Origin of the sequence: Bradyrhizobium sp. CCBAU 45384 (genome assembly GCF_028128665.1) — a bacterium.
GTDB lineage: Bacteria > Pseudomonadota > Alphaproteobacteria > Rhizobiales > Xanthobacteraceae > Bradyrhizobium > Bradyrhizobium manausense.
Genome location: NZ_LBIZ01000096.1, coordinates 46,306 through 70,986, shown reverse-complemented (window position 1 = coordinate 70,986; position 24,681 = coordinate 46,306). Strand labels below are relative to the sequence as shown.

Annotated in this window: 22 protein-coding genes; 6 read left to right on the top strand and 16 right to left on the bottom strand. The window is 64.6% G+C overall.

What is annotated here, in order from left to right:
• The first annotated feature begins 15 nt into the window (after positions 1-15).
• Positions 16-1,221 carry a CaiB/BaiF CoA transferase family protein gene (locus XH80_RS09755; RefSeq protein ID WP_271598413.1) on the top strand — a complete coding sequence of 402 codons (1,206 nt, stop codon included), beginning with the start codon at positions 16-18 and terminating at the stop codon, positions 1,219-1,221.
• 158 nt (positions 1,222-1,379) lie between these two features.
• On the opposite strand, the gene XH80_RS09750 is transcribed toward XH80_RS09755, so the two are convergent.
• The 6 genes from XH80_RS09750 to XH80_RS09725 all read right to left on the bottom strand — a co-directional run bounded on the left by XH80_RS09750 (position 1,380) and on the right by XH80_RS09725 (position 6,766).
• The gene (locus XH80_RS09750; RefSeq protein ID WP_271598412.1) at positions 1,380-1,544 is read right to left on the bottom strand and encodes a hypothetical protein; all 165 of its coding nucleotides are present in this window, start codon (positions 1,542-1,544) and stop codon (positions 1,380-1,382) included.
• A 26-nt stretch (positions 1,545-1,570) separates the two neighbouring features.
• Positions 1,571-3,109: a hypothetical protein gene (locus XH80_RS09745; RefSeq protein WP_271598411.1), complete on the bottom strand. Its 1,539-nt coding sequence runs from the start codon at positions 3,107-3,109 to the stop codon at positions 1,571-1,573.
• Between the two features lie 93 nt (positions 3,110-3,202).
• Entirely contained in the window at positions 3,203-4,225 is a 1,023-nt protein-coding gene (locus XH80_RS09740; RefSeq protein WP_271598441.1) for a hypothetical protein, read from the bottom strand.
• Positions 4,226-4,635: 410 nt separating this feature from the next.
• On the bottom strand, positions 4,636-5,133 hold the full coding sequence (locus XH80_RS09735; RefSeq protein ID WP_271598410.1) for a TPM domain-containing protein: 498 nt from the start codon (positions 5,131-5,133) through the stop codon (positions 4,636-4,638).
• Positions 5,134-5,135: 2 nt separating this feature from the next.
• Positions 5,136-6,023 carry a TPM domain-containing protein gene (locus XH80_RS09730; RefSeq protein ID WP_271598409.1) on the bottom strand — a complete coding sequence of 296 codons (888 nt, stop codon included), beginning with the start codon at positions 6,021-6,023 and terminating at the stop codon, positions 5,136-5,138.
• 134 nt (positions 6,024-6,157) lie between these two features.
• A complete protein-coding gene (locus tag XH80_RS09725) occupies positions 6,158-6,766 on the bottom strand; it encodes a LemA family protein (RefSeq protein ID WP_220006177.1) in 609 nt (202 codons plus the stop codon).
• A 174-nt stretch (positions 6,767-6,940) separates the two neighbouring features.
• Here XH80_RS09725 and XH80_RS09720 point away from each other — a divergent pair, with 174 nt between their 5' ends.
• The 3 genes from XH80_RS09720 to XH80_RS09710 are packed head-to-tail and all read left to right on the top strand — an operon-like array spanning position 6,941 to position 10,155.
• On the top strand, positions 6,941-7,792 hold the full coding sequence (locus tag XH80_RS09720) for an enoyl-CoA hydratase (RefSeq protein WP_271598408.1): 852 nt from the start codon (positions 6,941-6,943) through the stop codon (positions 7,790-7,792).
• 5 nt (positions 7,793-7,797) lie between these two features.
• Positions 7,798-8,946: an acyl-CoA dehydrogenase family protein gene (locus XH80_RS09715; protein ID WP_271598407.1), complete on the top strand. Its 1,149-nt coding sequence runs from the start codon at positions 7,798-7,800 to the stop codon at positions 8,944-8,946.
• Positions 8,947-8,958: 12 nt separating this feature from the next.
• Entirely contained in the window at positions 8,959-10,155 is a 1,197-nt protein-coding gene (locus XH80_RS09710; protein WP_271598406.1) for an acyl-CoA dehydrogenase family protein, read from the top strand.
• 35 nt (positions 10,156-10,190) lie between these two features.
• Here XH80_RS09710 and XH80_RS09705 read toward each other — a convergent pair whose 3' ends face one another.
• The 5 genes from XH80_RS09705 to XH80_RS09685 all read right to left on the bottom strand — a co-directional run bounded on the left by XH80_RS09705 (position 10,191) and on the right by XH80_RS09685 (position 17,023).
• A complete protein-coding gene (locus XH80_RS09705; protein WP_271598405.1) occupies positions 10,191-11,540 on the bottom strand; it encodes a hypothetical protein in 1,350 nt (449 codons plus the stop codon).
• Between the two features lie 12 nt (positions 11,541-11,552).
• Positions 11,553-11,936 (bottom strand): hypothetical protein, encoded by a 384-nt coding sequence (locus XH80_RS09700; RefSeq protein ID WP_271598404.1) that lies wholly within the window; start codon positions 11,934-11,936, stop codon positions 11,553-11,555.
• 481 nt (positions 11,937-12,417) lie between these two features.
• Positions 12,418-14,748, bottom strand: a complete 2,331-nt coding sequence (locus tag XH80_RS09695; protein ID WP_271598403.1) for a xanthine dehydrogenase family protein molybdopterin-binding subunit — start codon at positions 14,746-14,748, stop codon at positions 12,418-12,420.
• A 334-nt stretch (positions 14,749-15,082) separates the two neighbouring features.
• On the bottom strand, positions 15,083-15,958 hold the full coding sequence (locus XH80_RS09690; RefSeq protein WP_271598402.1) for a dihydrodipicolinate synthase family protein: 876 nt from the start codon (positions 15,956-15,958) through the stop codon (positions 15,083-15,085).
• A gap of 99 nt (positions 15,959-16,057) precedes the next feature.
• Complete coding sequence (locus XH80_RS09685) at positions 16,058-17,023, bottom strand: VOC family protein (protein ID WP_271598401.1); 966 nt, start codon at positions 17,021-17,023, stop codon at positions 16,058-16,060.
• Between the two features lie 180 nt (positions 17,024-17,203).
• On the opposite strand from XH80_RS09685, the gene XH80_RS09680 reads away from it, so the two are divergent.
• Both XH80_RS09680 and XH80_RS09675 read left to right on the top strand, forming a co-directional pair.
• Entirely contained in the window at positions 17,204-18,070 is an 867-nt protein-coding gene (locus tag XH80_RS09680; protein ID WP_271598400.1) for a S1C family serine protease, read from the top strand.
• Positions 18,067-18,438 carry a response regulator transcription factor gene (locus XH80_RS09675; RefSeq protein ID WP_271598399.1) on the top strand — a complete coding sequence of 124 codons (372 nt, stop codon included), beginning with the start codon at positions 18,067-18,069 and terminating at the stop codon, positions 18,436-18,438. Before XH80_RS09680 ends, XH80_RS09675 begins: the two co-directional genes overlap by 4 nt.
• 10 nt (positions 18,439-18,448) lie before the next feature.
• On the opposite strand, the gene XH80_RS09670 is transcribed toward XH80_RS09675, so the two are convergent.
• From XH80_RS09670 to XH80_RS09650, 5 genes are all read right to left on the bottom strand, one after another.
• Entirely contained in the window at positions 18,449-19,690 is a 1,242-nt protein-coding gene (locus XH80_RS09670) for an amidohydrolase family protein (protein ID WP_271598398.1), read from the bottom strand.
• A 29-nt stretch (positions 19,691-19,719) separates the two neighbouring features.
• Positions 19,720-20,808 carry a sensor histidine kinase gene (locus tag XH80_RS09665; protein WP_271598397.1) on the bottom strand — a complete coding sequence of 363 codons (1,089 nt, stop codon included), beginning with the start codon at positions 20,806-20,808 and terminating at the stop codon, positions 19,720-19,722.
• Entirely contained in the window at positions 20,795-21,487 is a 693-nt protein-coding gene (locus XH80_RS09660; RefSeq protein ID WP_057744614.1) for a response regulator transcription factor, read from the bottom strand. Before XH80_RS09660 ends, XH80_RS09665 begins: the two co-directional genes overlap by 14 nt.
• A 97-nt stretch (positions 21,488-21,584) precedes the next feature.
• Complete coding sequence (locus XH80_RS09655; protein ID WP_271598396.1) at positions 21,585-22,094, bottom strand: hypothetical protein; 510 nt, start codon at positions 22,092-22,094, stop codon at positions 21,585-21,587.
• Positions 22,095-22,249: 155 nt separating this feature from the next.
• Positions 22,250-24,583 (bottom strand): Tex family protein, encoded by a 2,334-nt coding sequence (locus XH80_RS09650; RefSeq protein WP_271598395.1) that lies wholly within the window; start codon positions 24,581-24,583, stop codon positions 22,250-22,252.
• Positions 24,584-24,681 lie beyond the last annotated feature (98 nt).

The window sequence follows — 24,681 nt, the reverse complement described above, 5'->3', positions numbered from 1 at the left end:
GGGAGCAGCGCCGCGATGGAAAAAGGCATTTTTGCAGGGCTCAAGGTTCTCGACTGCGCGAGCTTCATCGCGGCGCCCGCGGCGGCCACCGTGCTGTCCGATTTCGGCGCCGATGTCATCAAGATCGAGCCGCCCGGCGCTGGCGATCCCTACCGCAATCTGCCCAATCTGCCCGGCTATCCCACCGGCGAGCACAATTTCGCCTGGCTGCTCGAGGCCCGCAACAAGAAGAGCCTCGCGCTCGATCTCTCCAAGCCGGAGGCGCAGGCCGTGCTCTACAAACTCGTGGAAGAGGCCGACGTCTTCATCACCAACATGCCGCCGCCGGTGCGGACCAAGCTCGGCATCACCTATGACCATCTCGCCCATCTCAACGACCGGCTGATCTATGCCTCCTTCACCGGCTATGGCGAAAAGGGCGAGGAAGCCAACAAGCCCGGCTTCGACAGCAACGCCTATTGGGCGCGTTCCGGCCTGATGGACCTCGTCCGCGCCGATCCCAACACGACGCCGGCCCGCTCCGTCGCCGGCATGGGCGATCATCCCTGCGCCATGGCACTGTACAGTGCCATCGTCACCGCGCTTTATCAGCGCGAGAAGACCGGCAAGGGCTCGCATGTCGCCTCCAACCTGATGGCCAACGGCGTGTGGGCGGCAAGCGTGCTGGCGCAGGCAAAGCTCTGCGGCGCCAAGTTCGGCGAGCGACGCCCGCGCGAACGCGCGCTCAATGCCGTCGCCAACCATTATCAGTGCAAGGACGGCCGCTGGCTGATCCTGTCGCTGCTCAGCGAGGAGAAGCAGTGGCCGACGCTCGCCAAATGCCTCGGACGCGAGGACCTGATCAACGATCCGCGCTTTGCCACCAAGCCCGACCGTCACGCCCGCTCGGTCGAGCTGATCAAGATCTTTGACGAAACCTTTGCGACCAGGGATCTCGCCGAATGGCGCAAGATCCTCGACGGCAATGGCCTGGTGTTCGGCATCGTCGCCATCCTGGACGACATCCCCGATGACAAGCAGATGCTCGACAACGAGGTGCTGGTGCCGTTCGAGAACGACACCATGCTCACCATCAACTCCCCGATCTGGATCGACGGCAGCAAGAAGGTGCAGCCGCGCAAGCCGCCCGGCGTCGGCGAGCACAGTGACGAAATCTTGCGTGGCGCGGGATACGACGAGGCTGAGATCAAGCAGCTGCGAGCGAAGGGGGCTGTGGGGTAAGGGGCGGGCCTCTCTAACCCAGTCATTGCGAGCGTAGCGAAGCAATGACGACGTGGAAATCGCGCGGTATGGTCATCGACAAAATCCAATGCCGCATGAGGTCCCAAGCCGAGCGAGGCGAACTTGCGGCTCGGTCCGGGATTCAGTCGAAAGAGCTCTTAACGCAGCGACAGCCAGCCGAGCGTGATCAGGATGCCGCCGACGATGACGACGACCGCGACGGCCCAGATGCTGACGCGGACGCTGCCGGTCACCTGCTTGGCTTCTTCATTGCGCGCGATCTGGCGATTGCGCTGCTTGTTGGCGTCGCTGGTGTCCGTCATGGATCATCCAAGTCGGTTGGGGCGGCCTAACGCGTCTTGATGAAGCACATGCCAATGCGGTTTGAAGCCGCCGCAGCTTGACAGGTGAGACCTTTGGCACAGGTCCATGACGTAAAACTCTTGTCGGCCGTTCCCGATCCCGCATTTTGCAGGGAACAATGCGCGCCCCAGCCGTCCTGATATTCGGTCCCGGCAAGCTCCCGGCTGCCGCGTGTCTGCGGACGACTGGCAAATCCGCGTGAAAAATCAGGATGTTTGCCGGTCGCAAAGGCGGTCAGGATGTCGCGACGGCGGAGCTGGTCGCCGACAAAATGCGGCGAGGCCGGCACAATGGTGGCGGTCGACGCCCCCTCCGTCAGCCAATCCACGCCCGGAAAGTGAAACCCGCCGATGCCGCGGGTCTGATGGCAGCCGGAGCAGGTGACATCGTTGAGACGGCGCTGGAAGCCCGCGACCGAGCGGATGTTCTCCATGCTGATGCCGCGCGCGGCCGCCTGTTTCAGCGCGCCGACGATGTCATCATCGGTGAAGACAGGATCGCTGTTGCGCTCGCCTTCAACCAAGCCGAACTCCGGCTGCAACGCTGAGCCATCGAGCCCGGCAGGCGTCGGCGCCACGGCCGCCTTGGCGAGATATTGCTCCGGGATCTGCACCGTGCCGCGATCGAACTCGCGCAGATTCGCGAGCTCAAGCAGCCAGGCCTTGAAGTCGTGGCGGAGCGCATCATCGGCCAGGATACGGTCGCGGTCGATCTGGTTCTCCAGCGTCGATTCCACGAAGGTCTTGGTGGCGGGGTCGTATTTGAACACCTTGAGCAGATAGTCGGAGCGGAAATCGTGCAGCGCCGATTTTGGCGCGATCGAGATCTGGATATTGGTCTCGATGCGATCGATCATCGCATCGTAGGGCGCAGTGCGGCTGCCGATCAGGCTCTGCCAGTCGCCATTCTCGAGCCAGCGCCGCGCCAGTTCGGCGCAGGTGATGGGCTTGCCGCTTCCATCGGTCTGGCGCGCATCGCGCGCCTTCATCACCAGGTTCAACGTCATCGGCAGGCGCGTCGCGGTGCTGCCACCATCCGGCCCGGGCCCGAACCGCGCCAGGCGATAGATCAGGCGGATCTCGCCGCAGGACTCCTGAGACACGTAGGCGCGGTCCATGCGGTTGACGATGCCGGCCAGCACGAAGCGTGTGTCGGCGGATTTCAGACTGAGGCGATCGAACAGCTGGACGTCAAAGCCGTCGCCGACGCCGATGGTCTCGCTCGGCGAAACCGCCTTATGCCGCGCGATGTAGCGATCGAACTCGGCATCGATGGCCGGCGGAATGTCCCTGAGCTGCGGCAGCCAGGCGAACAGCTGATCGTTCGTCAGCGGAAAATTCGCATTGCGTTCCGGCCAGAGCAGGCGCGAGATCGTCAGCACGTCGTCCTGATCGAGCCTCTTCAGCACATCAGGATCGGTGATGGCTGTGCCGCGGACGAGCGGCGCGTTCTCCGCTGCCGAGAGCGACATGACGCTGCCCAACAACAATATGCCAGCTAGGAGAATTCGCAGCGCGCGGCTCATGCCTCCACTAACACCGCGCCTGACAGCCTATTCAAGCAAAAAGGCGCCTCACACGGTGGTGAAGCGCCTCTTTGAAAGTCGCATATCGGACGTTTAGCGCGCGACGATCAGACCTCGGGGCGTGACCACCACCCAGTGGCCGTCCTGGCGCCGGATCGCATCGACGCGGCCGAGACCGGGGATGGGATCGCCGGCATAAACCTCGTACAGGCCGCCTCGGCCTTCGATCAACGCACCGCCATTGGCGACGTCGCGGAGCCTCCAGCCGTCGATCGTCGGCAGGCGGCCGACTTCGGTCTTGACCTCAGTCTTGGGCGCGGCAGGCGCGGGCGGCACGGGAGCCGGCGCAGCTGCGGCCGTCGCGACCTGGGTCGGGGTCGGCGCGATCGTGCCAGTGGTCTCCTTCGCGGGCGCGGCGGCGGCCTGCACGGGGGCGGCAGCCGGCGGCGTGGCGCGGAGCTTGTCGACGGTCTCCGACAGTTTCGCTAGCCTGGCCAGCGGTTCGGCCTGCGCCTTCTCGAGCTTGTCGAGACGGTCATTGGCGCGGTTGAACTGGCTGAGGCCGGTCTTCGAGGTGTGCTCGACATTGGCCTTGAGCGCCACGATATCGGCATCGATCCGGGCGACGGAGGCGTCCAGGGCGCTGGTATCGGCAACCTGGACCGGCGCCGGGCTGGCTGCGAAATGCATCATGCCGACGGTCGCAACCGCGCCACTAATGGCGCCGACGCAGGCCGCGATCGCGACGACCGCGGCCATCGCCGACAGGCGGCGCTTGCTGCCGGTGTCGCTGATCTCCTCGGCCTTGACATGCGGGGCGTACTCTTCGCGGTCCCAGGACCGCGCCGCCGGCGCCATCACGATCAGCCTGCCGGGGTCTGCCTCTGCTTTGGTCTCAGTTCTGGTCTCGGGCTTGGGTTCGGCTTGAGCTTCGAACTTCGGGACCTCGATCATTGGCGGCTCGACGTTCGGGGCATCCGCCTTGACCGGATCAGGTTTGGGCGGCGTCTCATGGTCGGGGGCGATCGAGGGGGCCTCGAGGCCGGCGGCGGCGTCAACGGCGCCAGTCCGGTCGTTCGCCCGGTCATTGGTCCCTTGGCCGGCCAGGTCGGACATAGGTTCGCTCACGGCTCAAATACTCCAGTCTAGGTTGACCTTTTGGTAACTTTCATTGCTTGCGAATTCCTTACCTCGGGACCCGCTTACCGAAATTTTAGGAACTCGTCCGAGGCCGAATTGGGTCGGGAAAATGGAACCGGCGTGGCGGCGTGCAACAAATCGTCAGACGATGCCGCCCCGCGGCAGGCGGTCCGGGATTTGAACAAGCTGGATGATTGAGGCGGAACACCGAGCGCAACCGCCAACCCGTCATCCTGAGGTGCGAGGCCTGCAATGCAAAGCATTGCGGGGCGAGCCTCGAAGGATGAACGGCCAGGATACAGCCGGGCTGTCGCCCTTCGAGGGCCGCCAAGGGGCGGCCACCTCAGGGTGACGGTGAAGGGTTAGTGTTCGCGTTCCCTAGGAGCTCACATCACCACCGGCTTATCCGGCAGCTCGTTCGGATGCACCCCTCCCGGCGGGAAATGCTTCGCCAGCTCGCGCGACACCGCCGCGATGCCGGCGATCACGCCGCGCTCGAACTGGCCCGCGGCGAACTCGGCCTCCATCGCGCGGCAGATCGCTTCCCAGCCGGCGGCGCCCACCTTCGCATCGATGCCGCGGTCGGCGATGATCTCGACGTCGCGGTCGGCGAGCAGCAGGTAGATCAGCACGCCGTTGTTATGCGCGGTGTCCCAGACGCGCAAATGCGAGAACACATCGAGCGCGCGCTCGCGCGCGCGCTGATTGCGGAATAGCGGTCGGCCGTCGAGCGCGCCTTCGACGACGAAACGAACCTGGCCGGAATGCGTGGTTTCGCTTTGCTTGATCGCCTGCTCGATACGGTCGAGCACATCCTGCGGAAACACTCGCTTCGCGCGCCAATGGTGCTGGAGCAGATGCCTGGTGATACGCCCGATGCCCATGACTACCAGCTCCCCGAGGCGCCGCCGCCACCGAAGCTGCCGCCGCCCCCGCTGAAGCTGCCGCTGTCGCTGGACGACGACCCGCTGCTCCAGCCGCCGGAGGAGGAGCCGCTCGACCACGATCCGCCCCGCGACGGTCCTGTCGATGCCGGAAACAGATCGGCGATGAAGGACAGCACAGAGGCGATGATCCCGGCGAGCAGGGCCAGCGCACCGGATCCCAGAATGAGCAGTGCCAGGAGGCCGATCACGCTGCCGGTTGCGACCGAGCCCAGCAGCCGTCCCAGCAGCGAGCGCAGGATGCCGCCGACGATGAGTGAAGCAAACAGGGCGAATGGAGCAAGCGGCCCGATGTCGTCCAGATTGGCAAAATTCACGCTGCGCGAGGGAGCCGGCAGCGGCTCGCCGTCGACGACACGCATCATCCGGTCGACGCCGGCCGAGATGCCGCCGGCGAAATCGCCCTCCCGGAATTTCGGCGTGATGACCTCGTCGATGATCCGCCGCGACGTGACGTCGGTGAGCGCGCCTTCGAGGCCGTAGCCGACCTCGATGCGCAAGTGCCGGTCGTTCTTGGCGACCACCAGGATCGCGCCGTCGTCGACCTTCTTGCGGCCGATCTTCCAGGCCTCCGCGACGCGGATCGAGAACTGCTCGATCGTCTCCGGGTCCGTCGTCGGCACGATCAGCACCGCGAGCTGGCTGCCCTTGCGCTTTTCGAAATCACTGAGCTTCTGCGACAGCGCGGCGATGTCGCTGCTCGATAGCGTGCCGGTCCGGTCGACCACGCGGCCGGTGAGCTGGGGGACAGCGACGTCGGCGAAGGCAAGTGAGGCGAAAGCTATGAGGAGCGTTGCAACGATCGCCGCACACCACACACTCAGTGTCATCGCCCGGCTCGACCGGGCGATCCAGTATTCCAGAGATGCCAGCGAGATAGGGAGAGGCCGCGGCGCACTGGATTCCCCGCCTTCGCGGGGAATGACGGCGGTGGGTGGGGTGAAGCCCATGCGTAACAGCGCGCCTACTTCGACGGCGCGGGCGCGGTGTTGAAATCGACCTTCGGCGCGGTCGAGATTTCCTTCTCGTTCTCGACCGTGAAGTTCGGCTTTTCCTTGTAGCCGAACATCATCGCCGTGAGGTTGCTCGGGAATGAGCGAATGGTGACGTTATAGTCCTGCACCGACTTGATGTAGCGGTTGCGCGCGACCGTGATGCGGTTTTCGGTGCCCTCGAGCTGCGACATCAGATCCTTGAACAGCGCATCCGACTTCAGCTGCGGATAGTTTTCCGTGACCACGAGGAGGCGCGACAGCGCGCTGGACAACTCGCCCTGGGCGGCCTGGAATTTCTGCAAGGCGGCGGGATCGTTCAGCACCTCGGGCGTCGCCTGGATGCTGCCGACCTTGGCGCGGGCATTGGTGACGCCGAGCAGCACGTCCTTCTCCTGCTGCGCAAAGCCCTTCACCGAGTTCACCAGGTTGGGCACGAGATCGGCGCGGCGCTGATACTGGTTCACCACCTCGGACCAGTTGGCCTTGATCTGCTCATCCTGGCTCTGGATCGCGTTGTAGCCGCAATTGGTGAGGCTGAGCGAGGCCAGCGCCGCCAGCACGGTCAGGATCTTGCGCATCAAATTTCTCCCGATGGAATCGGCCCGCAAACTACCAGATCGAGCGCATACAACGCCAGATGTCCCGCGCGGACGCGCGCGACACGTAGCCGGCTGACGCAAGCCCCTTGCCTATCATCACGCGACATAGTCAACTCACGACAAACAAGACGAAAAACAGCAGGGGAGCGCGCCATGTCCTCGTTCGAGACCATCCTCGTGGAGCGGCCGGAGCCGGCGATCGCCCGGGTCGTGATGAACCGCCCCGATGCGCGCAACGCGCAGAATCTGCAAATGACCTACGATCTCAACGCCGCCTTCGACGAAGCGGTTCAGGACGATACGGTCAAGGTCATCATTCTCGCCGGCAACGGGCCGCACTTCTCCTCCGGTCATGACCTGCGCCCCGGGACTAAGAATGCCGCGGGCACAGATTTTCCGCCGATAGGACATTGGGGTGGCTTTGCCGAGGCGAACGCCCACGGCCGCTTTGCGCGCGAGCAGGAAATATATCTCCAGATCACGCGGCGCTGGCGCAATCTGGCGAAGCCGACCATCGCGGAAGTGCACGGCAAATGCATTGCGGGCGGCCTGATGCTGGCCTGGGCCTGCGACCTCATCGTCGCCAGCGATGATGCGCAGTTTTGCGACCCCGTCGTCACCATGGGCGTTTGCGGCGTCGAATGGTTCGTGCATCCCTGGGAGCTCGGCCCGCGCAAGGCCAAGGAATTCCTGTTCACGGCCGACAGCTGGAGCGCCGAGGAGGCGCATCAGCTCGGCATGGTCAACCAGGTCGTGCCGCGCGCGGAATTGCCCGCACGCGTGCTGGAACTGGCGCGGCGGATCGCGTCAAAGCCGTCCTTTGCGCTGAAGCTGACCAAGGAAGCGGTGAACCGTTCCGTCGACGTGATGGGGCAGCCCGCCGCAATCGATCAGGCCTTTGCCCTGCATCAGCTCTGTCACGCCCATAATCTTCAGGAGTTCGGCATGGTGGTCGATCCATCCGGATTGCATCCTTCAGTGCGCAAGCCGGCCGCCGCGGAATAAGCGCCATGGATCTCAATCTCAGTGACGAGCAAAAGCTGCTGCGCGAGAGCGCGGAGCGCTTCGTGGCCGAGAGCTACGATGCCGGCCACCGCCGCAAGATGACGAACGATCCGCTCGGCTTCAGCCCTCATGTGTGGAAACAGTTCGCCGAGCTCGGCTGGCTGGCGCTGCCGATCCCGGAAGAGTTTGGCGGGCTCAGTGGCGGTCCGATCGAGGTCGGCATCTTGATGGAAGCCTTTGGCCGCGGGCTGGTGTGCGAGCCCTATGTCGCGACGGTCGTGCTTGGCGCCGCGCTGATCGAGCGATGCGGCAGCACGGCGCAGAAGCAGGCGAGCCTGCCCAAGATCGCGGACGGCTCAATGAAGCTCGCCTTCGCGCATTCCGAGCGGGCCGCGCGGTTCGATCTCGCCAAGGTCGCGACATCAGCGACCAAGTCAGGCAACGGCTGGCGCCTGACCGGCAGCAAGATCGCCGTGCTCGACGGCCACGCCGCCGACGAGATCATCGTCTCCGCGCATCTGCACGATCATCACGGACCCTCGGGACGAATCGGCCTGTTCCTGGTGCCGGCAACCGCCTCCGGCCTCGCGATCTCCGACTATCCGCGCCTCGGCGGCGGGCATGCCTGCAACATCGATCTGTCCGACGTGCATCTGCCGGACGATGCACTGCTTGGTGACGGCAACGACGCGCTGCCGACGATCGAATGGGCCGTCGATCGCGCGATGGCTGCGCTTGGTGCGGAGGCCGTCGGCATCATGCAGACGCTGCTCGACACCACGCTCGAGTACACCAAGATCCGCAAGCAGTTCGGCCGGCCGCTGTCCGCCAACCAGGTGATCCGCCATCGCCTCGCCGATATGGCGATCCAGCTCGACGAGGCACGCTCGATGGCGCTGCGCGCCGCGCTGAAGGCGGATAGCGCGCCGGTTGAGCGGGCTCGCGCAGCTTCGGCCGCCAAGGCGAAGATCGGTAAATGCGCCCGCTTCGTCGGCGAGCAGTCGATCCAGCTTCATGGCGGCATGGGCGTCACCGAGGAGCTCGAGGTCGGCGCCTATTTCAAGCGGCTCGTCGCCTTCGACACGCTGTTCGGCGGCACCGCGCACCACTACAGCCGCCACGCCGAGCTTGGCCGCAGCACCGCTTCGGCCTGAGAGGAGCGCATCATGGATCTGTCGTTCAATGCCGAAGAGCGCGCCTTCCAGAGCGAGGTGCGCAGCTTCATTGCGAAGAATCTCACCGACGAGATGAAGCGCGCGACCGCTCTGACGCCGTCGGTGTTCTCCGATCCTGATATCGGCATGGCCTGGCAGCGCGCGCTGCACGGCCGCGGCTGGGGCGCACCGGGCTGGCCGGTCGAATATGGCGGTCCCGATTGGACCCCGGCGCAGCGCTGGATCTTCGAGAGCGAATGTGCACGCGCCGGCGTGCCGAATGTGAATGTGATGGGCGTGAAGATGGTCGGCCCCGTCATCATCGGCTTCGGCAGCCCTGAGCAGAAGAATTTCTACCTGCCGCGGATTCTCTCCGGAGAGGATTATTGGTGCCAGGGCTATTCCGAACCGGGCTCCGGCTCGGACCTGTCGTCGCTGAAGACGCGCGCGGTGCGCGACGGCGACGACTACATCATCAACGGCACCAAGATCTGGACCACGCATGCCCACCACGCCAACCGCATGTTCGCGCTGGTGCGCACCAGCGACGGCCCGCGACAGCAGGACGGCATCAGCTTCATCCTGATCGACATGAAGACGCCCGGGATCACCACGCGCCCGATCCTCACCATCGGCGGCGACCACGAGGTCAACCAGGTGTTCTTCGACGACGTGCGCGTGCCCGTGGCCAACCGGGTCGGCGACGAAGGCAAGGGCTGGACCTATGGCAAATACCTGCTCGAATTCGAGCGCGGCTCGGGCATTGCATCAGCCAAGCTGCGCGAGGGGCTGCGCGCGATCACCGAGCTCGCGGAGTCCGATCTGACGGGGCGTGCCATCGACAGCCCCGATATCGCGACGCGCATCTCCGAGGTCGAGATCGACATCGACGCGCTTGAAATGACCGAACTGCGCGTGCTCTCCGCGCTGCAGACCGGACAGAATCCCGGAGCGGTCTCGTCAATCCTGAAGCTGCGCAACAGCGAGATCCGGCAGGCCGTGACGCGGTTAGGGGTCGACGTGATCGGCCACGACGCGCTCGCCGTCGAGCCGATGCGCCCGCTCTACAAGCTCAATCACGAGCCCGCGCTGCCCGAGGAGATGTTGACGGTGGCGCCGGAATATCTCAACGGCCGCGCCTACACGATCTTCGGCGGCACCTCGGAGATCCAGCGCGATATCATCGCGAAGATGATGCTGGGGATTTGAGACTCGCCGAATCTGGGAATCAAAGCCGGTGACCATCAATGCCCCAGAGAAAATCGCCGGAAGATATGTGACACGCTAAGCCTCTTCGGATCTAGATTACCTTTTGAGCTGGTATCATGGCAGGTGAAGCAATTCGGTGAGCCAATCTGCGTGAAAGACTCCATCGAAGCGCTGGATAGCCTGTTTTCGCCACCGAGCTCGAAATCCTCGAAGGACCGGTCCTCTTTGAAGCCATATTTGTCATTCGGGTTGCGCGGCTCATCGAGCCAAACCGCCCCAATCAGGCTGTACGATTTGCGCGCAGGATCCGCCAATTGAGATTTCGCGCTCTCGTTGACTGCGACAATGGCGCCATCGATTTCCGTGATGGCAAGCGGTTGAGCTCTTCCAGGCGAGCATGCGGAGAAGGGAAAGGACCTTGCGATCGCCGTTTTGGGCTGAGCTTCGAAGATCTGCTTGGGGTCGTCCTTCACGAGCAGCGACTGCGGCTTCTGGTTGACCGCGCCATCACTCGAGAACAAGAGATAGGGGCTTGCATCGTTTGCGATGGCGTCGTCCTTCGGCTCGAACTGATTCACACAGCCTGCATTGGGAGTGGTCGGATTGCCTTTGGCGGAAGGCGCGTTCCGGTCGTATTCAAACGTCGCCCAGATCATTTCGGGATGACCTTCGGTTCTAATGACGACGTGAAGGCCGATGAGAGACACCGTCACTGTTCGAGATGGGCGGCTTTTATCGACCTTCAGCTTGCCATGGTCTGCTGCAATCAGCCACGGCACCTGCGCCTGGACCACGATACGATCTTTCGGCGGATTGGCGTCGTCCACGATCTGCCATGCGGCCTTGAATTCGACAGCACCGACGGGCAGCTCTTCCGTTGCAGGCGCAGCCTGCAATTTCGCGAGTTGATTATAACCCTTCGTCTGAACGAAATCGACGAAAGTGGGGTTCATGAAGATATTGTAGAAAATCGGCCGTCCAGACGTATCAAGAAGGATCGCGTTTGAGCCTGCCTGAAGCACATCCTCGGCGTCCGTCGTCTGCGCTGCTTTCATCAATCTTGGCGCAAGTTCGAGCATCCGCCCCTTTGCATTTGCGACGGCGCCAAGCGAACCGACCTTGGGATCGGTGCCAAAGACTTCACTGTAGGTCTTATATGAGAGAAGTCTTGGCGTACCGTCGATGTTGTCCGTGACGTAAAGGAACGTCTGCCATGCCCGCTGGTAGAACTCACAATCGTTTCCGCGGCTTGGCTCGGAGTTTGATGGAACCGGAGCCCCGCCCGCAGAGAACCACCCCGGCGCGGCCGGGCATTCCTCGGCAACGGCAAGCGACGCTGAAATCAGCAGAGAAACCACAATCAACATTGCCATCTGAAAACGCATCTGGCTTCCCCATCAACCGTGTTCGGGTGCACCGGCTTTGAGCCAATCCTCTATGTCCTGAAGTATCTGAGCGCCGGTAACCACGGTGTTGTCGCTGAGCGTAATGGAGTAACCGGCGTCGGTGACGAACGGGCCCGTCCTGGGCATCTGCGGCATCGCAGGCGAGGTGCACCAGCCGGCTTTCAGTATTTGATAAAATGCCGAATTGACCTTGTTATTTGGATCGACGATCGGAACGGCATGTCCTCCACAATGCTTGTTCGGCACCACACCGGACAGGAACGCTTGATACGTGCCCTCCCAAAACACGCCGTGGCCGCTGTCAGCCGGATCAAGGTTTCCTTTCGCCGCGATCTTGTCGAGGTATTCCTGCAAACGAACGAAGGTTATCGCCATTTGAATTCTCCATTGCTGGATACAAAAAGCTCAAATCCAAATTTCATTGCACAAGTCGGCATCGGCGCGGCCGCATCGCCGCGCGTATGCATCGTGGCGAGGAGATAAGACTATTGCCGGAAGGCTGCCGTCTGCTCGCGGCCTCAAAAACCATTGGTAGAGATAAAATTCAGAACACGCTGAAATCGAAGTAATTCTAGATTGTAGCAATATAACCGCGCAATCAAGGCCGGATGGAAAAAATATCTGACTTTGCGGTGCACGCGTCTAATGTGGCGCGTCTTCGCTCCCAATACTCGCGACCGTCCCGGACCAGCCTAAGCGCAGATCCGCGACCCATACTCCGCAGCCATCGTTTTGCGAAGACTCGGAGTTGCTAGTTCGTGCAACTACGCAATTCAGTGGTTATTGGTCCCGGATCGGCGCGCGCCTGTGGCGCGCTGGTCCGGGACGACAATTGTGTTTGCCGCGACGGTTCGGCCTAAGCCGACTGAGCACTCGTCTTCGCGTCCCTGATCGCCTTCCAGATCTTCTGCGGCGTCAGTGGCGTGTTGAGCTGGGTGATGCCGAGTTCGGCGAGTGCGTCCATCACGCCGTTGGTCACGCAAGGCGGGCCGCCGATGGCGCCGGATTCGCCGCAGCCCTTGGCGCCGAGCGGATTGGTGCGGCAGGGCGCGGAATCATCCAGCGTCACCACGATCGGCGGCACGTCGTCGGCGCGCGGGATGCAATAGTCCTGGTAGCTGGCGGTGAGGAGCTGGCCGTCGGCATCGTAGGAGACGCCTTCATACAACGCCTGGCCGATGCCTTGCGCGACGCCGCCATGGATCTGCCCTGTCACCAGCATCGGGTTCACGGCAACGCCGACATCGTCGACGGTGGTGTAGCGCACGACCTTGGACACGCCAGTCTCAGGGTCGATCTCGACCTCGCAGATATGCGTCCCGTTCGGCCAGCTCGGCCCGTCAACCTCACCTTCGGAATCGACGCTGAGCCTGGCGCCGGTCTCCTTCTCCGCGAGATCGAACAGGCTGATGCGGCGGTCGGTGCCGACCACGGTGAGCATGCCGCCCTGATATTCGATGTCCTCGATCGAAGTCTCCAGCACGTTGGCCGCCTTTTCGCGCGCCTTCTGGATCAGATCGTTGGAGGAGACCGCAACGGCAGTGCCCCCGACGAACAGCGAACGCGAGCCGACGCTGCCAAAACCCATCGCGAGATCCGTGTCACCCTGCACGACGTCGATCTTGTCCATGGCGATCCCGAGCGTGTCGGAGATCATCTGGGTGTAGGTGGTCTGCAGCCCCTGCCCCATCGCCATGGTGCCGGAATGCAGGACGACGCGGCCCTGCGCGGTCGCGTGCAGGCTGACCTTCTCGGTATGGGCGCGGCCGCCGGTCCATTCGATGTACGACGTGAGGCCACGACCATAAAGCAGGCCCTTCTTCTTCGCGGCCTTCTTGCGCGCGACAAAGCCGTCCCAGTCTGCAAGCTTCGCGGCCCGATCGAGCATGTGCGCGAAGGCACCGGAATCGTAAACCTGCCCGACTGCATTGGTGTAGGGCAGTTGACCGGGCTTGATGTAGTTTGCCTTCCGGATTGCGCGCGGATCCATGCCGATTTTTCGCGCGGCCGCGTCAAACAGGCGCTCGACGATGAAGACGGCCTCGGGGCGGCCAGCGCCACGATAGGCACCCACCGGCGCGGTATGGGTCATCACCGACTTGACCTCGAAATGCACCAGCGGCAGATCGTAGACGCCGGTCTGTACGAACGGCCCGAGCACCAGCGGGATGATGTTGGCGGCGCCCGACGAGTACGCGCCGGTGCAACCGATCGACTTGACGCGATACGCCAGCACCTTGCCTTTCTCGTCCAGTGCGAAGGACGCCGTCGAAGTGAGATCGCGGCCATGGGTGCCACCGACGAACTCGTCGGTGCGGTCGCCGCGCCAGCGGATCTTCTTGTTCAGCTTGGTCGCGACATAGGCGACGATGCCGTCTTCCGGATAGAGGTTGGTCTTCTGGCCAAAGCCGCCGCCGATATCGCCGACCAGCACGCGCACGCTGTCCTTGGGACGCTTCAGCACGGCTTCGGCGAGCACGTCGCGGGTCGAGGCCGGGGTCTGCGACTGCACATGCAGCAGCAGGCGGCCGGTCTTGTCGATCTCGGCGATGGTCGAGCGCGGCTCCATGGCGGAGGGCACCAGACGCTGGCTGACGAGATCGAGCTCGACGGTGTGCGCGGCCTTGGCGAAGGCCTCGTCCACCTTGGCGGCGTCGCCATAGCTCATCGCGCCGACAATGTTGTCGGGCGCTTCAGGCCACACCACCGGCGCACCGGGCTTGACGGCCTCGACGGGATCGACCACGGCGGGCTGCACGTCGTATTCGACCACAATCGCCTCGGCCGCGCTCTGGGCCTCCGCACGCGACGACGCCACCACTGCCACCACCGCCTCGCCGGTGTAACGCACCACGTCATGAGCGAGCAGTCGCCGCGGCGGCACCGTCATCGGCTTGCCGTCGGGGCGCTTGAAGATGCTGAGCGTCGGAATGGTGCCGACGTCATCCTTGATCAGATCGGCGCCGGTGTAGATCGCGGTGACGCCAGGCATCGACGCGGCAGCGCCGGTGTCGATCGAGATGATCTTCGCGTGCGCGTGCGGCGAGCGCAGCACGTGCAACCACAGCGCGCCATCTTCCGGCTTGTCGTCGATGAATTGCCCCTTCCCGGTGAGCAGCCGCTGGTCTTCCAAACGCTTGACGGGCTGGCCCGCTCCGAAACGCAAATTGCCGGGAAGAATGTTCATTCCGTGGGGTCCTCAGGGTCTCTTGAAACGCGGGCAGCCTTTTAGCGGATCGAGCCATGCGAGACCAGCCGCGGTTTTGGGCGGAATATCCGCGATTTCATCATGCCGTCCCGTCAAGCTGTGATTCCGTAGGGTGGGCAAAGGCGCGCTTGCGCCGTGCCCACGATCTTTTTGGACAGTGACAAAAGTCGTGGGCACGCTCCGCTTTGCCCACCCTACGGCATGTGCACCCACGGATTCGTCATGCCCGGGCTTGTCCCGGGCATCCACGTTCTTTCGCGCGGCGAGGCGTGGATGGCCGGGACAAGCCCGGCCATGACGACTTCGGATAGGCCTAGGCCAACTCTTTGAGCGCCGCTTCCACCACCCTGCGCGCATCGGCCGTGAGCGGCGCCTGGGGCGGGATGGGATCGCCGACGTCGTAGCCCTGGATCGCAAGGCCAGCCTTGATGCAGGCGGCAAGGTTGAAGCGTGCGAAGGCCTCGTTGATGCGCCACAGCCGGCGCTGCAGTGCCATGGCCTCGTCCCAGCGGCCCGCCCGGCAAAGGTCGTAGAGCGCAACGCTCTGGCGCGGGATGATGCAGGCCGGCCCCGCCATCCAGCCGAGGCCACCGATCAGCATCACCGCCGCCGGGATATGGGCGGAGGCCGAGAACACGCGCAAGGAATCGCCGCAGCGGTTCATGATCGAGAGCAGCCGCCCGGTGTTGGTCGAGGCGTCCTTGATGTAGCCGATGCGCGGATGCTCGGCGAGGCGCGCGATGACGTCGAGAGTGAGGTCGGAGCGCTGGAATTGCGGATTGGTGTAGATGACGACGGGAATGTCCACGGCATCGGCGATGCTGCGGAAATAGGATTCGACCTGGGCGTCAGGAAGCGGGAAATACGCTTCGAGGATTGCCAGGATGCCGTCGGCACCAAGCTTTTGATAGGCCTGCGCCTGCGCCACCGCATCGGCTGTCGAGGTTGAGGCGACGCCCGCCACCACGGGCACGCGGCGTTTCGAAGCCTCGATCGTGGTCTGCACCACCGCCATCCGCTGCGCAGCATTGAGATAGGCGAACTCACCGGTCGAGCCCAGCGGTGTCAGCCCGTGCACACCGGCGCCGATCAGATCGTCGCAGAGCCTTGCGAGCACATCGGTCCGCACCGTGCCGTCAGCGCTGACGGGCGAGACGAGATAGGGGAAGACGCCGCGAAAATCGGTCATGTCGGGAATATGTCCGGGGAAAGCTGAGTCCAGTCTGGCAGGCGCACGATCCGTCGCGTGCTACCATGGGGTCCTGTTGCCAGCAAGCACGCCAGCCGCTCACACCTTCAGCAATCGCACCCGCGTGCCCCAGGGATCGACGGCCTCGACGCCGTCAGGCAGTTGCACGACGCGCGCGCCGCCCTTGCGCAGGCGCTCTTCCTGCGCGGCGAGGATGTCCTGCTTTTCCGTCACCAGCGAGAACCAGGCGAGTCCGGTCATCGCATCGTCGCGCTGGCCGGCGCCCTCGCTCTGCCAGACGTTCATGCCGAGATGGTGGTGATAGCGCCCGGACGACAGGAACGCGGCGCCGCCCCGGCTGCGGGTCGGGTCGAGGCCGACAGCGCCATGGTAAAAACTCTGCGCCTGCGCAAGATCGCCGACGCGCAAATGCATGTGGCCGACGCGCAGGCCATCCGGCGCCCTGGCATAGTCGCTGACGCGCGTGTTGGTCAGCGACAGCAGGTCGGGAATGTTGAGCTCGTCGGTCGCCATCTTCACGCTGCCCTCGCTCCACTGCCATTGCGAGGGATCGCGGTCGGCATAGACCTCGATGCCGTTGCCTTCGGGGTCGTCGAGATAGACGGATTCGCTGACGAGATGATCGGCAAAGCCCGACAGCGGCACCCGATGCGAGGCGGCATGGACCAGCCAGCGCGCGAGGTCTTTTCGCGTCGGCATCAGGAAGGCGGTGTGGTAGAGGCCGGCGGCGTTGTGCGGCTCGATCGCGGCGTGGGGACGAGCTTCCAGCACCAGCAGCGTGATACCTGATGTGCCGAGCTTCGCGGCGCTGCCTGAGCGCTCCATCACGGTAAGCCCGATCACGTCGCGGTAGTAATCGGCCACCTTATCGAGATTTTTCACCCGCAGCGTCACCATGCCGATCCGCATCGGCGTGCGACTGGCGTAGGTTGGCCCACCGCCTTGCGGATTGCCCTCGGCGCGCGCCGCGCCGGCCGCAGCCATCGCGAGCGAGCTGGCGCCGGCCAGTTGAAGCAGGGTGCGGCGGGTGAGGTCGATGGTCATCGGTCGGGGCTCGCTGAAAATGGTTTGGGGCCGTCAGGCGCAATTGGGAGATTGCTACACGTTGCCGTGAGGGGTTCCCAATCACATGTTGGTCGGCTACGGCCCTGAAGGACTGGCCACCCGGCCAGTTTCGCAATCGCCCGCGAGGTACCAGATTGAGGACAGCTTAGGGAGCCCTTCATGACCGACCTCACCCCCCTCACCTCGCTGTCATCGGCGCTGGCGGATGTCGTGGCGCGGATCGCGCCGTCCGTTGTCTCAGTCCATTCGCATCGCTCCGGCTCGACCGGCTTCGTCTGGAAGCCCGGCCTGATCGTCACCGCCGACGAGGCGCTGGCCGACGAGGGCGATGTCCAGATCGTGCTCGCCGATGGCGGCACGGTTGCCGCCACGATCGTCGGCCGCGACCACACGACCGATATCGCGCTGCTACGCGCTGAAACCAATATTGCCCCGGTCAAGCTGGCCGCGACTGTGCCCGCTCTCGGTGCGCTCTCCGTCGTGGTCGCCACCAACAGGGATGCGCCGAGTGCGGCGCTGGGGATGGTATCCGTCTCAGGCCAGGGCTGGCGCTCCTTGCGCGGCGGCGAGATCGATGCGCGGATCGAGCTCGATGTTCGTCTCCGTTCGAGCCAGGAGGGCGGCCTTGCCCTCGATGCTTCCGGCGAGGCCTTTGGCATGGCCGTGCTCGGACCGCGGCGCGTGCTGGTGATTCCGACGGCGACGATCGAGCGGGTCGCAGCCCAGCTGGAGACGCGCGGCCGCATTGCGCGGGGATATCTCGGGCTCGGACTGCAGCCGCTGCGGCTCGATGACGGCATCGGCGCGATGGTGATGAATGTCGACAAGGCCGGTCCAGCGGCCAGCGCCGGCATCCGCCAGGGCGACGTGATCGTGGCGGTCAACGACCAGAAGCTATCAGGCGTGCGCGCATTGTTGCGGACGCTGGGACCCGCCAGCGTCGGCCGGGTGGTCGATGTTGCGGTCCGCCGTGGCGGCGAACCTGCGAGCTTCAGGGTCACGATCGGCGAGAGGCCCGAGGCGTGAGCGCGGACATCTCGCCTGATATCGTGCTGTCGCTCGAGATCGACGATCCAGCGCTCGCCGACCGCCTCGCGACACTGCTCGGCAGTGTCGCGGGGCTTCGCGTTGCCGCGCCCGGCGAGGCCGCCAATGCGACGATCGTCGCCCGCGATCCGCGTGTCATGCCCGAGGATATCGCGCTGACGCAGCGCGAGCTCGACGTGCTGGCGCTGATGGCCGAAGGCGCCTCCAACAAGATGATCGCGCGCCAGCTCAACATCTCCGTGCATACCGTGAAATTCCACGTCGGCTCGCTGCTCGACAAGCTGGATGCGACCGGCCGCACCGATGCGGTGGCACACGCGGCGCGCCGCGGCGTGATCGAGCTCTGAGCAGCGCGCCTCAGGGGACAATTGCAGCCTCCGCGAGCGCGCGCATGCGGTCAGTATCGACAACGCGGCCATGGCTGATGACGACACGCGGCGGCGCATGAAAGCGCAATGCCTCGGTTACGTCGCCCTGGTCGAGGATGACGAGATTGGCTGCGCAGCCGAGGCCGAGGCCGTAGCGCTCGAGGCCGAGCGCCGCGGCGGCGCGCGTGGTGATCATGTCGTAGAGCGTCTCGAGCTCGCTCTTCTTCGTCATCCACAGCAGGTGCGAGGCCAGGAACGCCACCTCCAGCATGTTGTTGCGGCCGAGCGGATAATAGGCGTCGGAAATATCGTCCTGGCCGAGACAGACATTGATCCCGGCGCCCAGCAGCTCCTTGACCCGCGCATGCAGCGGGCCGGTGTGGGGGTCGCTGACGACGCTGATACGGGCCTTCCCGAGCAGGACCATCAGCTCGCGAAGATAGTTCTCGGGATAGAGCGCCATGGCGCGGCAATGATGAGCGAGCGCCCGGCCCTCCATGCCACGCGCGATCACCGCGCGCGCCATCATGCCGAGCGTGCGCATATTGGCATCGCCGACGTCGTCGAGCAGCATCGAGATATCGGCGCCGTGCTCGGCGGCAAGGTCGAAGCAGAAATCGATGTGGCGGCGCATGTCCTGCTCGTTGGCCTCGATCCAGGGGATGCCGCCGACGATATCGGCCCCCGATGCCATCGCCTCGCGCATCAGGCCGTCGGCCCCTCGATCGCGCAACAGGCCATCCTGCGGGAACGCGACCACCTGGATCTCGACGATGCCGCGAAACTCCTCGCGGATGGCGAGCAGCGCCTTGACGCCCTCGAGCCTCGCCTTGGTGTCGACATCGGCGAAGGCACGGATATGGAGATTGCCGTGGAGCGCCGCAAGCGCCACCGCGCGCCGCGCGTTCGGAATGATCCAGGAGGCGTCGTACTTGCTCTTGACCACCGCCGCGAGTTCGATCGCCTTCCCTGTCTCGCTCATGTCGGCGCCCTGATAGGCCTCCAGCGCCGCCTCCGACATCATCGGCAAGGTCCAGACCTTGCAAAGATGCAGATGTGGATTGACGAACGCCGGCGTCACCAGGCCGCCTCCGGCATCGATGACGGATTGCGCGGCGTGATCGAGCCGGTCGCTGATCGCCGTGATCACGCCGTCGGTAATCGCGATGTCGACAAGCTCACGGCTGCGCATGCGCGCGTTGGTGATGACGAGATCAGGCGGGCTTGGCATGGCAGGACTCTCACGCGATACATTTACGATCATGCAAGTTGGGTGCCGGGCCGGTGCGGCGGAAAATCGAGGCGGACCTTCAAGCCCGGACCATTGTCATGCAACATGATCTCGGCGCCATGGAGGCGGGCCACGGCCGCGACCAGACTCAGCCCCAGACCGTTGCCCGGGGTGTAGCGGCTCTGCTCGAGCCGATAGAAGCGCTTGAATACGTGGTCGCGCTGGTCGGCCGGAATGCCCTCGCCATCGTCGGCGATCGTAATCGAGGCGCCGCTCTCGGTGCCTTGGCAGATCACCGTCACCTTTCCACCTGGGCGGCCATGCTTGATGGCGTTGTCGACCAGATTGGCGATGGCGTCGAACAGCAGGTCGCGGTCGCCTGTGACGGCGACCTCGCGCTCGCCAGTGAGGCTCAGGCGCGTTGCGACCTGCTCGGCAGCGGCGTCGTAGAGTTCAACCACCTCGCCGGCGATCTCGGCCAGATTGAGCGGGCGAAACGCGCTGCGGCGGGCGCGCGTCTCGATCTCCGAGATCCGGGTGATCGAGGCGAACATCCCGAGCACGGCATCGAGGTCGGCGATGGTGTCGCCGATCAGGGCGGCATCGGCCGCATCGTTGCGCGGAGCATGATAGGCCTTTTCCAGCCGGCCCCGCATCCGCGTCAGCGGCGTGCGCAGATCGTGGGCGACATTGTCGCTGACCTGCTTGACCTCGCCCATCAGCGTCTCGATGCGATCGAGCATCTGGTTGAGGTTTTCGGCGACGCGGTCCCATTCGTCATGGCTGCCGCGCAAGGGAATGCGCCGGTCGAGGCCCGAGAGCATGATGGCGCGGCTGGTGGCATTGATCTCCTCGATACGTCCGACCGTGCGCCGCGTCACCAGCACGGCCGCGACGCCCGACAGCACGACCAGCAGCACGGCGACGGCGATCGTCGCCAGCTCGAGCATCGCGACGAAGCCGGAGTGGTCGCCGGCATCGCCGACGCGGCTGCGCACATAAGCGAGCGTGCCGACATAGACGTAAGCCATGATCGCCGCGACGATCAGGCCGAAGATCGCAATCGCGATCAGTGCCAGGCGGAAGGTCGAGGACCGGAGCGTGTTAGCCAGGAGCACGGAGGCAATATCCGATGCCGCGGATGGTGTGAATCAATGGATAGGCCTGGGCATCGTCGACCTTGCGGCGGACGCGTCCGACATAGACGTCGATGATGTTGGTGGAGGGATCGAAATGCAGGTCCCAGACGTGCTGCAGCAGCATCGCGCGGGAGACGACGCGGCCTTCATTGCGGACGAGATATTCGAGCAATTGGAATTCGCGCGGCAACAGCGGGATCTTGCGGCCGCGCCGGCTGGCATTGCGCGCGATCAAATCGACGGCGAGGTCGCCGACGCGCAGGATCGTTTCCTTGGCGATGGTCTCGCTGCGGCGGCCGAGGGCCTCGAGGCGCGCGAGCAGCTCGACGAAGGAAAACGGCTTGACGAGGTAATCGTCGCCGCCGGCACGCAAGCCGCGCACGCGCTCGTCGACCTCGCCGAGTGCGGAGATGATCAGGAACGGCGAGGCAACGCCGTCGTCGCGCATCTGCCGCATCACGGTGATGCCATCGATGTCGGGCAGCATGCGGTCGATGGTGATGACGGCATAGTCGCGTGCGGCGCCGTGGCTGAGGGCTTCGCGCCCTGTGGCAGCGAGATCGACCTCATAGCCTGATGTCGTCAGTTCCTCGACGAGCTGGCCTGCGGTTTCCGGATCGTCCTCGACGACAAGGATGCGGCGATGGCCTCCGGTCATGACAAACTCCGCGCGACGATCGCCACCAGATTATCCCGTTCCGGGGCTGAGCGGAACCACCCGGTGGCGATCGCGACAATGGTGCGGACCGGCGATGCTAGTACCAACTGTCCCCGCACACATTGACCCATTGCCAGCCATAGGGCGTCCAGCTCCTGCGCCAACAGCCGTCGTCGTAATAGTTGGCGTAGTAGAAGGGCGCGCCGAACACGGCAAACCGGTGGAAGCGATGATGCCGGAAGAAGAAGGCGTGGCGGCCGATGAAGGGCCTGCCGTGCCAGCCGCCGCCGACGAAGCGCGGCCCGATCGCCGCATGGGCGAAACGCACGCCACCGAAGCCAGGTCCGCCGACATGCGCGAAGCGAGCTCCGCCGAAGCCCGGCCCACCGACATGGGCGAAGTGTGCACCGCCCATGCCGCCGACATGCATGCCGCCGAAGCCGCCGGCGCGCATGCCGCCGCCACCGAAGTGGCCACCACCGCCGAAGCCGCCGTGACCGCCGCCTCCGCCGCCTCCGCCGCCACCTCGGGCCAGCACCGGTGAGCCCAGCGCCATCGCTGCAGCGATCGCTCCCGCAGCGAGGCCCTTGAGAAGCCTGTTGTCCATCGAAGCATCCTCCGTGCTGCGCGGCGATATCGCTGCCGCACCGGAGGGATCAGAGAGGAACGGACGGGCAGCTTCAACTTACAAGCGCGCCAGATTCTGACGCGGATGTTAGGATGCATGCTCTCCCCGCCGAAGAGCGGGGAGAAGTTAAGATGTCACGCCCGCTTGCCGTTGTTCTTCTCCGCGGCCCGGCGCATCGCCTCGGCGAGCGCACCCCCGCCGCTGGAGGATTCCTGCTTGCGGGGGACCGACGACATCACGCGGTTGGTGTTGCGCGTGTTGTCGCGCTGCATGCCGGGAGCGTCCTTCTTAGGCCCAACCTCGTCGTCGAGGCGCAGCGTCAGCGAGATGCGTTTACGGGCGACCTCGAAGTCCAGCACCTTGACCTTGACGATGTCGCCGGGCTTCACCACCTCGCGCGGATCCTTGATGAAGGTCTTGGACATCGCCGAGATGTGTACCAGGCCGTCCTGGTGCACGCCGATATCGACGAAGGCCCCGAAGGCGGCGACGTTGGTCACGGTACCCTCCAGGATCATGCCCTTCTGAAGGTCCTTGATCTCCTCGACGCCCTCCTTGAACACCGCGGCCTTGAATGCCGGACGCGGATCGCGGCCGGGCTTTTCCAGTTCCTTCAAGATGTCGGTGACGGTCGGCAGACCAAAGGTCTCGTCGACGAAATCCTTCGGCTTCAAGGTGCGCACGATTTCGCTCGAGCCGATCAGCGCCTTGATGTCGCTCTTGGTCGCCGCGAGGATGCGGCGCACCACCGGATAGGCTTCCGGATGCACGCCGGAAGCATCGAGCGGGTCCTCGCCACCGAGGATGCGCAAAAAGCCCGCGCACTGCTCGAACGCCTTTGGACCGAGGCGCGGCACATCCTTCAGCGCCTTGCGCGACTTGAACGGGCCGTTGGCGTCGCGATGCGCCACGATGCTCTGGGCGAGGCCCGAGCCGACGCCCGACACGCGCGCGAGCAGCGGCGCAGAGGCGGTGTTGACGTCGACGCCAACCGCGTTCACGCAGTCTTCGACCACGGCATCGAGTGATTTGGCGAGCTTGGCCTGGCCGAGATCGTGCTGATACTGGCCGACGCCGATCGCCTTGGGCTCGATCTTGACGAGCTCGGCGAGCGGATCCTGCAAGCGGCGGGCGATCGAGACCGCGCCGCGGAGCGTGACGTCGAGGCCCGGCAATTCCTCCGATGCGAAGGCCGAGGCGGAATAGACCGACGCGCCCGCTTCCGACACCACGATCTTGCTCATCTTCAGCTCGGGGAGACCTTTGACCAGCTCGGTCGCGAGCTTGTCGGTCTCGCGCGAGGCGGTGCCGTTGCCGATCGCGATCAGCTCGACGCGGTGCTTGATCGCGAGCCGGCCGAGCGTTGCCAGCGACTCGTTCCACTGCCGCTGCGGCTCGTGCGGATAGATCGCGGTGGTGTCGACCACCTTGCCGGTGGCATCGACGACAGCAACCTTGACGCCGGTGCGGTAGCCGGGATCGAGCCCCATGGTGACACGGGTGCCGGCGGGCGCCGCCAGCAGCAGGTCGCGCAGGTTCGAGGCGAACACGCGCACGGCCTCGGTCTCGGCCGCGTTCCACAGCCGCATGCGCAAATCGATGTTGAGATGCACCTGGATCTTGGTGCGCCAAGCCCAGCGCACGGTGTCGATCAGCCAGCGGTCGCCGGGACGCTTGAGGTCGGCGATGCCGAACCGCTTCATGATCTTCAGCTCGTAGGCGCCTGGCACGCCGGCGGGCGGCGCTTCCTCGGCCTGGATCTGGAGATCGAGGATCTCTTCCTTCTCGCCGCGGAACATCGCCAAAATTCTATGCGAGGGAAGTTTCGTCAGCGGCTCGGAGAAGTCGAAATAGTCGGCGAATTTTTCGCCCTCGGTCTTCTTGCCGTCGCGCACCTTGGAGGCCATGCGCGCATTGCTCCACACGTCTTCGCGCAAGGCCCCGATCAGATCGGCGTCCTCGTCGAAGCGTTCGACCAGAATGGCGCGGGCGCCGTCGAGCGCGGCGGCGGCATCGGCAACGCCCTTCTCGGCGTTGATGAAGCTTTCTGCGACGATCTTGGGATCGTTGCCGGGCTCGGCGAGGAGCTGGTTGGCGAGCGGCTCGAGGCCGGCTTCCTTGGCGATCTCCGCCTTGGTGCGGCGCTTCGGCTTGAACGGCAGATAGATGTCTTCGAGGCGCGCCTTGCTGTCCGCGGCCATGATCGAGGCTTCCAGCGCGGCATCGAGCTTGCCCTGCTCGCGGACCGATTCGAGGATGGCCTTGCGGCGGTCCTCGAGCTCGCGCAGGTAAACCAGGCGCTCCTCCAGGGTGCGCAATTGCGCGTCGTCGAGCGCACCGGTCGCTTCCTTGCGGTAGCGCGCGATGAAGGGAACCGTGGCGCCGCCGTCGAGCAGCGTCACTGCCGCCTCGACCTGCTCCGCCCGTACCCCAAGCTCCTGCGCAATTTTCTGGTTGATATTGGCCACGCGAGATTTCCTCTCTATTCCCAAGCACGCGACGCAGACCGAAATCCGGCCGCGGGACGCCGCTTATGGACCAACCGAGGTTGATTCATCAAGGTGCG